This window comes from Vulcanisaeta distributa JCM 11216, from assembly GCF_001315985.1.
Taxonomy (GTDB): Archaea; Thermoproteota; Thermoprotei; order Thermoproteales; family Thermocladiaceae; genus Vulcanisaeta; species Vulcanisaeta distributa_E.
Genome location: NZ_BBBI01000004.1, coordinates 159,861 through 169,229, shown reverse-complemented (window position 1 = coordinate 169,229; position 9,369 = coordinate 159,861). Strand labels below are relative to the sequence as shown.

Here is a 9,369-nt window from a genome sequence, read left to right as displayed (position 1 = left end):
CCCAGCCACCGTATGCTGGGGGCGTGAAGGTTAGAGGCTCGAGGAGGCTCAAATGCGGTGAATTGGTCAACGACCCAAAGGTCATTGAGGAAACAATGAGACTAATCAATGAGTTCTTAGCTCGAGTAGAGAGACACAAAGACACACTGCTTAGTGATGAGGCAACGCCGTTTGACGAGTCAATCAAGGCCTTGAGCGAGTGGTTGTCGAGGATTGAGGGGGGGAGGATTAACGAAAGTGACGATGAAGCCATAACCAACCTGAGGAGGGCAATGCGTGGCATTGCCAAGAAGATGCTCAAGCTAGCCAGTCAGGTAAGGGAGAGGTGGCTTAGGGAGTATCGAAGAGAGCTTGAGGAGTTAATCGGAAGGCTGAGGAGTAATGAGGCGAGGATAGTCATCAGCGGTGAGCCATTTAACAAAAGCAGGTCATTCGCAGTTCACCTATACACGGAGAATATAACGATTGGTGTGAAGAGGGTTGCTAAGTCAGGTGGTGTGACAGTAATAATGCACTTAACCGGTCTCAGGGGCTTTCACGTTATCACGCCTAAGCTGTTCGGTGATGGCGACTTGAGAGCAATGCAGTACGGGCTTCTGCTGACCGACGGCTCAATTGACGATGACGGCTACCCAGTGATGGGCACCAACCAGCTTTGGCAGGTCTTTGCTTGGTTAATTGCATGGCCTGGGAAAAACCACATGTACATAAATGGCGTGGGCATTAATGGCGATGACGTGGGAGTCACATGGAAATTAATAGCTACTGACCATAAGGGCGTGTTCGAGGGTAAGGCCGTGGTTGCCGAGCAGGCTAGCGAACTAGATAATGAGGATTTCATGTCGTTCTTACTATTCGCAATACTTGGCGATGGTAGTGTGGACGTCGAGAGAAAAGTGGTTAGGCTTTACATGGGCAGGGAGAAGCGTGATTTGTGGGGTGGCTTAATCGAGAGGTTGAGGGGTCTCGGGTTTAGGGAGAAGAAGGAGAAGCATAAAATAACGTACGTGGTTTGGACTTCGAGGGCTGTTGACCTCGTTAAGAAGATGCTCAGTGAAACCTCAATAAAGGCTTTGACCGAGGACTTAAGTACATTGCCCGACGCGGATAAGCTTAGGCGATTAATCGAGCTAACGAACGTAAAGACCAAACCCTTGGGTAGGTCATCGATCGAGGTTGCTGGCATAAGGATGAATGTCCACGTAAATCAAGGCGGCTTCGTGGATTTGATTGTTAGACGACATGATTATAACGACGCCGTGGAGGTTTTGACGAGGCTTAAGAACGCAGGTTATAAGGAGGTCGAGCTAAATAAGCGAAGTAGTAAGTACGTAGTTTATATGAGCATGAATGCGATCAAGAAGTACCCAGAGCTCGTCAGCAAGGTCTGTGAGGTACTGAGGAGGATGCATGAGAAGGCGATAAACGAGGGCAGGGAAAGGAGGGCAAAGGCAATAACAAAGGCAATGACGAACCTAAACTGCCCCCCCACCCAAAGCCCACGGGCCTCCCCCCCACCTAAACTGGGTAATTCTCCGTATCATGATTACACTATTACCATTAACCTCAAGCCATAGTATGCCGCTAATGACCTCGTGCGGGTCCGTGAGAAGTACTGGAGCCGGTAACTGTAACTTGGTGGTTAGGGAATACCGCGTGGGCGAGGTTGAGGGTAGCGATACTTCGTTATTTGTTGATTTATCCATGGCCGACTACGTGGAGTTGGTGATTAGGGATCCTGTGGGTGGTGTCTTTATTCATTACCCGTATAGGGTTATTTATACGCGTGATGGGGGGGACTTATTACTCATTAGGACTGAGAGTTATGGTGATGATAAATTGAGGAGGCATAAGTCCAGTGTTTGCCCCCCCTTTAAGGATTGCCGTTATTTATTGGGTCCGCTGGCTAATACGCGCCTTGTGGTTAGGGTTGTGGGGGGGTTTCGCGGCGCTGACCCTGTGATTAGGTTTTCGTGACTCGACTTAAAATTGGCACTGCAATTCGTGCCTTGACAGCTCTCTGTAGTTGTTCTCCTTCGCCAGTATTAAGGAAACGTTGCTTATTAATAGTGGTTTGCCCTGGAGTTCCTTCTCGATACCGATCTCGTGGGCTGTTTCGAGTATGTTCTGCGGGTCTGGCTTCTTCGATCTTATGTAGGCAATCGTTATGTGCGGCCTAAACTCGCCTGAGTACTTATCGTTAATTGATACGCCTGAATCCCTTAGTATGCTCATTATCGTGGACCTCAACCTACCCAACTGCTCATTGCTAATAACCTCCACCGCCAGTACCTGGGTCTCAGGGTATTCGGCAATAGTACTAACTGCCCAAGCCTAACCCTGAAGCAGGGTATTGAGCCTATGCTTATTCCGATTTTATCGTCTACCTCCTGGCTCGGCCTTTGATCACCGATGTACGTAATGGTCATATGCAGGTTTTCCCTCTCCACGGGTATTACGGGCAGTGTCTTAATCAATGGTGTTATGTTCAATTCCTTGATGAAAATGCCGTAGAAGTAACCCACGGGTTCCCAAGGCCTGCCTCAGTAAAAATGCTTTTGCAGTAATAGGCGGGATAGCTTTATAAAGTGGTTCATTTGACATTTGTACCGTGTCTAACACCGTCAAGATCACGGTCAAGAGGACGCCGATGGACTACGTTGAGAAGAGGCGTCGACCGGATTGGTGCCCTGGCTGTGGTGATTATGGAATACTCCAGGCCCTTTACCAAGCCCTTGCTGACCTGAACCTTGATCCGCGCAGTGTCTTCCTGGTCTCCGGGATTGGTTGTTCTGCCAAGCAATACACTACGTTAATGCCAATGGAGCTCATACACTCCATGGTAGGCCCATACCATACGCGACCGGCATTAAGTTGGCTAATCCGAACCTCGAGGTCATAGTGATTGGCGGTGATGGCGACCTAATGGGTATTGGCGCCGAGCACCTCGTGCATGCCGGTAGGCGTAATGTGGATTTGACGGTCCTAATGTTCGATAACGGCGTCTACGGCCTGACCAAGGGTCAAGCGAGCCCAACGCTTAGGAGGGGGGGTGTTAAGACAAAGGCCCTTGCCAGGCCTAATATTTATGATGCGATTAACCCGGTGGTTTTGGCGCTTTCTGTGGGCTTCACGTTCGTGGCCAGGGGCTACGCCTACGATGTTAAGCACCTCGCGTACCTAATTAGGGAGGCCATTAGGCATAAGGCTCCGCATTCATTGATATACTGCAGCCGTGCCCAACGTATAACGACGTAAACACCAAGGAGTGGTATGAGGCTAGGATTTACAAGCTTGAGAATGAGCAGGGTTGGGACCCAGTGGTTAGGAGTCCAAGTGAGGAGGAGGTTACGAAGAAGCTCACGCAGGCCTTCCTTAGGGGCATGGAGTGGGGTGACAAGATACCCATTGGCATATTCTACCAGAATGAGTACGTACCAACCTATGAGGAGAGGATCATGGAGCAAATGCCCAACTACCTAAAGGCACCGCCAGCCCTGAGCCCACTCTATGGCCCAGACGGCTCAACAATAGTTAACATCGAGGATATACTCAGGGAGAAGGAGGTTTGGTGATTCAGTACTTCCTCATTAAATCACCTATTAATTTAGTCACGGGTTCAATATCACCGTCACCCTTCACATTCGTTAGGGCAGCCATTAAAATGACGAGCCTAACCAAGTGCTTCAGATCCTTGATACCACCTCTATAAACCACCTTAATTCCCTCCATCCCCCCCAACTCGCTCGTAATCCAAACCTCTAGGTTGAGGCCGTACTTCCTACCAACATCCTTAACAGCCCTGTATATGGCGTCCTGGCACTTGGTCACGTTGATGGCCGTTAAGGTGCTTGGTGGTTTATACAGGTCGTTCGTAACCTCAACCCTCTCGCCCACGCAATCCCTAAGTGCGGAGGTGCTTATTGGTAAGTCGGCCAACGCGAGGATTGAGCCATTGCCCAGTAGGTACATTGATATCGTCCTTGGGGGGGTCTTGGTGAGGAGTATCGGTGAGTTTGGGGATATTATTACCGTGCCCACTGCCTTAATCACCCTGCCCAGGGCACTGTAGGCATAGACATCACTAATGCCCAATGCACTACCGTACCTATTGTGCAGGTCCAACACAAGCCCTATGAACCTTGAGGAATCCATTAACCGAGTAAGGCTTAATGCACCGTTATTTTTAACTTAACCCCCCCGATAATTACCCTAGGCTAGGTTTATTAGTTATGGAACCAAACCGGCTTTTCCCTAGGTATATACGCCGATATATTGCCAAATGCCGGGTATCCGCATTGTGGGTAATACTCAAAATTCGTGATTAAAACGGCGACGGCAGGCCTTAACAATTTTACAGTTAATATCTTACCCGTCTGATTTGTACCGTATACCGCAATTACGAATGCGTATGCCCCAGGCCCTAACGTTACGTTAAGCCATGTTGGTCCATTACCCGTTACGCACTTTATATAGCCGTAGCCATTCTTAGGGATGAAGTTCTCATTTGTGGCGCCGAGAAATAATATATCGGCCGCGGCCCTGGGGGGGGCTATGCACACGTATATGCCGGGTTCAAGGTAAAACTCACTGGTTACATAGTAAGTACCGTTGAGGACAAATACACTCATGTCAGAAATACCGAGACCAGCCACACTGCGGGATAACCAATCCTCATTACCCGGTATTGGGTAAAAGGTAATACTTTCTGGAAGTGATGGAGCCTTACAAGGCATATAACCAAGCATCTTCACTATATCATCCATGTAGTACGTATTCACAACATAAATTAGTAGGCCGGCAATAATAAGGACGCCAAATAAAACGACGAGAAAGAGATCAAGACTAACTTCGATTTTAATCGTACGTGGCATGATCACTCACCCCCCCTAACCATTGCAGGCTGAGTCTCAAAGGCGTATGCTGGCCCCCCCTGACCGCCTGCCTTAGATATCGTGTATATATAACCTGGCTCCAATGTGTAGGTCCAGGCATTTGTTGTGGTTGTCTGTATTGTGGCAGAACCGCTACTGCTATAGCCATTTATCGAAACACCCACGCCAGTGGTTAGTAACGTTGTTGATGTACTCGAAACAAACAAAGTCATAAGCGTATTAGCGCTGCACATATCGTATGTCCCCACTAAATTATTGCTAAAGCCATTATTAAAGGTTACGGAGTAGTAACCAGTCCCATTGTAAATCGTTGCATACACTTGATTAGGTTCGTTTTGGTCCGTGGTCGTCCCCCCCGGTGGTAATATCTGTATGACCTTATAATACGGTGCGTTGTTCACCAACGCTGGACCTAGATCTTGGGCCACGTATGACTGAGTGCACGGCTCATAGGCCGGGTAAGGAACTGCGACCATCTCTGTGCTGTAAATCGCCCAAACATCGAGCCTAAAGAGACCGACTGCCTGACCGTTGTTTGCATAGATAGTTTGAGATAACTGTGTTGAGACCTGGCTTGTCAAAGTGACCGGGCCTGAAGTGAACGTGTAAGTTGCCGTGTAAGTGAGACCCTGGGTGGCACTCGCATTTCCAGCATATGGAGAATTGAGTAGTATTATCGGTGTCCATAAAACGCCCTCAGCAACCATGGGTCCCTGCTCACATACCCACCCAAAATCAGTGGGCTGTATTGCAAAGGCGTAATTCACATGGGCTAGTGTTAGTATGGTAATAACTAGTATTGCTATGGGTAACAATCGATGCATTTCTATCAATTTCATACGTTAACAAGTCTCTGTTCTAGGCTTTTTTACTTCGAATGTTCTTAATAATGCGACGAGCAGAATTGATCATGGTTGTCTACTAATTTTATTTTTCTTGATACTATCTTGAAAAATATTAATCAATAACCCCCCCAAAAAATGTTTTATGCCCTTAATTTCATTACTTAAATTACTTAATAACGCAAGGTGAGTTTTTTATTTGACCGCATAGAACTTAACCTGTGGAGGATTCGATTGAGGATTTGTTGGTTGGTGTTGAGGATGGTGATGTGGAGTCTTTCATGAAGTTGATTAGGTTTGTTGAGGATAATTATAGGAAGGCTCTCTACACAATGGGTTATGTAGAGCTTGGTGATTACATACTCATTAAGTCCTGCACATACGTGCTATTGAGCAGTGATGGCGTGGCTTACGCATTGCTTGGTGGTGATAAGCCTGAGGTTATTGACTTTGAGACTAATGGTGACATTAATGAGGTGATTGATGAGATCTGTGGTTCGGAGGAGGATTGATATGTTGGTTTTCGTATTACGAATTTAATATTACGAAAAATTTATATTATAGTATTCGGTATTACATACGTGGGCTCTACCGTGATTCTCACCGTTAGGGTTAGGAGGGAGTTGAAGGAGAGGGCTGAGAGACTTGGTATAAATATTAGGGAAGTTGTCGAGAGGGCGCTCGAGGAGGCGATTGAGGAGAAGGAGAGGGAGAGGTTGAGGAGGATGGCTGATGAGCTTAGGGAACTGCTTAGTGGTGTTAGTGAGGAGGAGGTTGTTAGGTTAATAAGGGAGGATAGGGATGCAAGGTAAGTACCTACTCGATGCCTCAGCCCTATTCCTATTGGTTCAACGGGGCGATATTATTTCTCAGGGAAGGATCATTAAGAACATTCACATACTGCACCTAACAATATATGAAATAGGTAATGTGTTATGGAAGGAGGCATATATATTCAAGCGTATTAAGGACCTTGACAGAGCCGCCGAGTTGATTCAGGAGATTTTAAGGCAGATTAACATACTCGCTGACCCGCCTATTGCCGAGGTGTTAAGGTTGTCGGTAAGTAGGGGGGGTTTGACTTTTTACGATGCGAGTTATGTATATGCCGCGGAGAGCATGGGCTTCGTGTTGGTGACTGAGGATAGGCAAATGCTCAAGTCAACGAGTAACGCCATTAGCTTTGGGGGGGAATTCGTTGATGCCATAATACGTGGTAACGCGTGATCCCAGCTAGAAATGGATATAAATGCTGCGGTGCTATATGCCGTGTGAAGATGACCGCCATGACTGATGGCGAGTGATGAGGAACTTGGGTTCTTGATGCCTCACCCATTGAGCGATTTCGTGAATTCCGCGTAAAGGCTTTCTAGGGCCCTTACAGTGTCATCATTTAGGTAATTGCCGTCGGCGGCGCCCACGTACTTCGTCAATTCCTCAATGCTTGTTGCTGTAATCATTACCGTGCTTACTGGGTAGGAAAGCACGTACTTAATAGCTAGGGTCTCCAGGTCCATACCCAGGGACTGGGCTATGGGCTTAATCCTCGTATTCGTGAAATCCAAGGCCTTAATTAACCAATCCCTATCCCTTAGGTTCCTGTGGTCATTTGGCCTAAAGTTTATGTCCTGCCTACTCGTTAATACGTTTGAGGCATGCGGAACCCTGGTTATCAAGCCAATAGACCTCTCAGCACCACGCCTCATCAATGTCCTGCCGGGTTCCTGCTCTAGAATGTTGAATACGAACATTATTGATTCGTAACCCTCATCAATAGCTGCCAAGCCTTCATTGAGTATGTTCGTTTCAGGGCCGAGGGCGACGCCCACGTGCTCAACGTACCCATCCTCCACAAGCTTTAGCAAAGCCCTATGCAACTCCCTGTCCCTAATTACGTTGATCGGTGGGTTATGGAGTTGAAGGAGTGTTATCCTCCTACCCAGCCTATTGAAGGATTCCCTGGCGGCATTAATGATGTGATTAACGCTGAAGTTCTGGATATGCCTACCATTAATTATTTTACCAACCTCATAACCAACCTTTGTGAATACATTAACGTCATAACCCCCCCTAAGAGCCTCACCAAGTATCTTCTCGCTAAGTCCATCACCGTACATGTCCGCGGTATCAAAGGTATTGATGCCGAGGTCTAAGGCCATCCTTATTAGGGCCATGTCATGATCGCGGTCATGCACTCCATACATGCCCGTACCAATAACCCAAGCGCCAAAGCTAACCTCCGAAACCTTAATGCCGGTACTACCCAGGACTCTATAGTGCATTACTCACGGCTTCTACGGACCTGGTTATAAACACGGATTGAGTGATCAGACACTATAACTGGTGCTAGCTATTGCCGGCATTGCATAGAGTTTATTAGCTCATGAAGCCAATTAATGCCTAGCCATGGAGCTTCCAAAGCCCTGGTTTGACATTGATGGTTATAGGAGGACGAGACTTCTTGAGGCTAGGTACGAGGCTGAGCTGGCTAGGAGGTTCCTGGATGAGGGGGGGTTGACTAGAAACGCCGCCGGTAAGGCATTTCAAGCATGGAAATCATTCCTCGCGGCAATATCCGCAGGCGAAATTAATGAATTGAGCAAGGTGTATAGGCGTAGGGTTAAGGTTAGGGGGGGATTGAGGGAAAGGATTAATGAGGCGCTGTATATTATTGCCTTCATGCCAGTGACTAGGATGTTTGAGGTATCAAAGATACTCAGTGCCCTCAATCCCATGATGCCGTACCTAACCCTGGCGTCCCTTGAATTACATAGGTATCAGTATAATGGGCCTGATAGGGAGGGCGTATTCAGCGTATTTAGAAGCGATGATGATGCCGAGGAATTCATCTGTAAATTTCTAAGTGACATGGCAACCATATACCGGGAACTAGTTAAGGAGGAATTCATAGACCTAACACAGTGCAAATCGAATGCTTAGGCCTAAGGATTCATAATTACCAAGTTTATTGACCTTACTTACCCTGCCGCCAATGCCCTTAACACCTCTCTCCTTCTCAAGTCTCGCTGCCCAGCCAATCCAAGCTACTGCGTACCAGTAAATCTTCCACACGTCAGGAAATCTATACCTATACTCCCTGACCAATTTCCAAGCAAGCTCCTTAAACCTATACGCCTCCTCAAGCGTCAACTCCTCCTTCTGAATATACTTCCTAATCTCCTCGAGCTCCTCCTTAGTCAAGGGATTACCACCAATCCTACTGACCAGAGACTCAAAGAGCCTACCCAACTCACCCCTAATGACAGAAGCAGCTTCAGGCCTCAACGTGCCCTCGTAAGTCAGCATCTCTATCACGAACTCCTGGGAATTACGTATGGTTGTTGCAAAGTCAAGAATGGACCTCCTAAGCCGTGAAACCTTACCCTCAACCCTATCCAACCTAGCCTCAACATCACTTAATTCAGCCTTTATACCACTCAACTCAGGCTCAATACCACCTAATCTCCTCCATAACTCATTAAGCCTATCTTCAATGCCCCCCCTGAATTTACCGCCCAACCAATACGCCGTAGATACTGCCGATACCACTACCGTAATCACCACACCGACAAACCCAATTAGCACCTCATCCATACCTAAGCACTTGCATAGTTAACAAAAATAAAACCATA

13 protein-coding genes and 1 pseudogene are annotated in these 9,369 nt (G+C 47.4%); 7 read left to right on the top strand and 7 right to left on the bottom strand.

All coding sequences use genetic code 11. The annotated features are described in order from the left end of the window. Both JCM11216_RS05160 and JCM11216_RS05155 read left to right on the top strand, forming a co-directional pair. The coding region (locus JCM11216_RS05160; RefSeq protein WP_243675241.1) for a hypothetical protein at window positions 1-1,577 on the top strand (1,577 nt) is incomplete at its 5' end. Window positions 1,578-1,587: 10 nt separating this feature from the next. After that, window positions 1,588-1,977: a hypothetical protein gene (locus JCM11216_RS05155; RefSeq protein ID WP_054853528.1), complete on the top strand. Its 390-nt coding sequence runs from the start codon at window positions 1,588-1,590 to the stop codon at window positions 1,975-1,977. Between the two features lie 6 nt (window positions 1,978-1,983). Here JCM11216_RS05155 and JCM11216_RS05150 read toward each other — a convergent pair whose 3' ends face one another. Both JCM11216_RS05150 and JCM11216_RS05145 read right to left on the bottom strand, forming a co-directional pair. Next, the gene (locus JCM11216_RS05150) at window positions 1,984-2,283 is read right to left on the bottom strand and encodes a 2'-5' RNA ligase family protein (protein ID WP_243675240.1); all 300 of its coding nucleotides are present in this window, start codon (window positions 2,281-2,283) and stop codon (window positions 1,984-1,986) included. Next, complete coding sequence (locus tag JCM11216_RS05145) at window positions 2,247-2,525, bottom strand: hypothetical protein (protein WP_054853512.1); 279 nt, start codon at window positions 2,523-2,525, stop codon at window positions 2,247-2,249. Before JCM11216_RS05145 ends, JCM11216_RS05150 begins: the two co-directional genes overlap by 37 nt. 125 nt (window positions 2,526-2,650) lie before the next feature. Here JCM11216_RS05145 and JCM11216_RS05140 point away from each other — a divergent pair. Further along, a pseudogene (locus JCM11216_RS05140) lies at window positions 2,651-3,575 on the top strand (2-oxoacid:ferredoxin oxidoreductase subunit beta). Between the two features lies 1 nt (window position 3,576). On the opposite strand, the gene JCM11216_RS05135 reads toward JCM11216_RS05140, so the two are convergent. The 3 genes from JCM11216_RS05135 to JCM11216_RS05125 form a co-directional block, all read right to left on the bottom strand. After that, the gene (locus JCM11216_RS05135) at window positions 3,577-4,155 is read right to left on the bottom strand and encodes a hypothetical protein (protein WP_054853511.1); all 579 of its coding nucleotides are present in this window, start codon (window positions 4,153-4,155) and stop codon (window positions 3,577-3,579) included. A gap of 71 nt (window positions 4,156-4,226) precedes the next feature. After that, window positions 4,227-4,880 carry a hypothetical protein gene (locus JCM11216_RS05130; protein ID WP_243675239.1) on the bottom strand — a complete coding sequence of 218 codons (654 nt, stop codon included), beginning with the start codon at window positions 4,878-4,880 and terminating at the stop codon, window positions 4,227-4,229. Continuing rightward, a complete protein-coding gene (locus tag JCM11216_RS05125) occupies window positions 4,877-5,728 on the bottom strand; it encodes a hypothetical protein (protein ID WP_243675238.1) in 852 nt (283 codons plus the stop codon). Before JCM11216_RS05125 ends, JCM11216_RS05130 begins: the two co-directional genes overlap by 4 nt. A 230-nt stretch (window positions 5,729-5,958) precedes the next feature. On the opposite strand from JCM11216_RS05125, the gene JCM11216_RS05120 reads away from it, so the two are divergent. The 3 genes from JCM11216_RS05120 to JCM11216_RS05110 all read left to right on the top strand — a co-directional run bounded on the left by JCM11216_RS05120 (window position 5,959) and on the right by JCM11216_RS05110 (window position 6,964). Beyond that, window positions 5,959-6,249 carry a hypothetical protein gene (locus JCM11216_RS05120; RefSeq protein ID WP_054853508.1) on the top strand — a complete coding sequence of 97 codons (291 nt, stop codon included), beginning with the start codon at window positions 5,959-5,961 and terminating at the stop codon, window positions 6,247-6,249. A gap of 69 nt (window positions 6,250-6,318) precedes the next feature. Beyond that, window positions 6,319-6,549 carry a type II toxin-antitoxin system CcdA family antitoxin gene (locus JCM11216_RS05115; RefSeq protein WP_054853507.1) on the top strand — a complete coding sequence of 77 codons (231 nt, stop codon included), beginning with the start codon at window positions 6,319-6,321 and terminating at the stop codon, window positions 6,547-6,549. Next, entirely contained in the window at window positions 6,539-6,964 is a 426-nt protein-coding gene (locus JCM11216_RS05110) for a type II toxin-antitoxin system VapC family toxin (protein WP_054853506.1), read from the top strand. Before JCM11216_RS05115 ends, JCM11216_RS05110 begins: the two co-directional genes overlap by 11 nt. Window positions 6,965-7,065: 101 nt before the next feature. On the opposite strand, the gene JCM11216_RS05105 is transcribed toward JCM11216_RS05110, so the two are convergent. Then, the gene (locus JCM11216_RS05105) at window positions 7,066-8,019 is read right to left on the bottom strand and encodes an aldo/keto reductase (RefSeq protein ID WP_054853505.1); all 954 of its coding nucleotides are present in this window, start codon (window positions 8,017-8,019) and stop codon (window positions 7,066-7,068) included. Between the two features lie 124 nt (window positions 8,020-8,143). On the opposite strand from JCM11216_RS05105, the gene JCM11216_RS05100 reads away from it, so the two are divergent. Beyond that, window positions 8,144-8,677, top strand: a complete 534-nt coding sequence (locus JCM11216_RS05100) for a PaREP1 family protein (RefSeq protein ID WP_054853504.1) — start codon at window positions 8,144-8,146, stop codon at window positions 8,675-8,677. Here the strand turns inward: JCM11216_RS05100 and JCM11216_RS05095 are convergent. Beyond that, the gene (locus JCM11216_RS05095) at window positions 8,651-9,331 is read right to left on the bottom strand and encodes a hypothetical protein (protein WP_054853503.1); all 681 of its coding nucleotides are present in this window, start codon (window positions 9,329-9,331) and stop codon (window positions 8,651-8,653) included. The two genes, JCM11216_RS05100 and JCM11216_RS05095, sit on opposite strands and share 27 nt — an antisense overlap. Between the last annotated feature and the right edge of the window lie 38 nt (window positions 9,332-9,369).

What these genes read in the sequence shown, in the direction of transcription:
- JCM11216_RS05095 (WP_054853503.1), bottom strand. Translation starts at nt 9,331, where the DNA reads ATGGATGAGGTGCTAATTGGGTTTGTCGGTGTGGTGATTACGGTAGTG.
- JCM11216_RS05110 (WP_054853506.1), top strand. Translation starts at nt 6,539, where the DNA reads ATGCAAGGTAAGTACCTACTCGATGCCTCAGCCCTATTCCTATTGGTT.
- JCM11216_RS05155 (WP_054853528.1), top strand. Translation starts at nt 1,588, where the DNA reads ATGACCTCGTGCGGGTCCGTGAGAAGTACTGGAGCCGGTAACTGTAAC.
- JCM11216_RS05105 (WP_054853505.1), bottom strand. Translation starts at nt 8,019, where the DNA reads ATGCACTATAGAGTCCTGGGTAGTACCGGCATTAAGGTTTCGGAGGTT.
- JCM11216_RS05100 (WP_054853504.1), top strand. Translation starts at nt 8,144, where the DNA reads ATGGAGCTTCCAAAGCCCTGGTTTGACATTGATGGTTATAGGAGGACG.
- JCM11216_RS05135 (WP_054853511.1), bottom strand. Translation starts at nt 4,155, where the DNA reads ATGGATTCCTCAAGGTTCATAGGGCTTGTGTTGGACCTGCACAATAGG.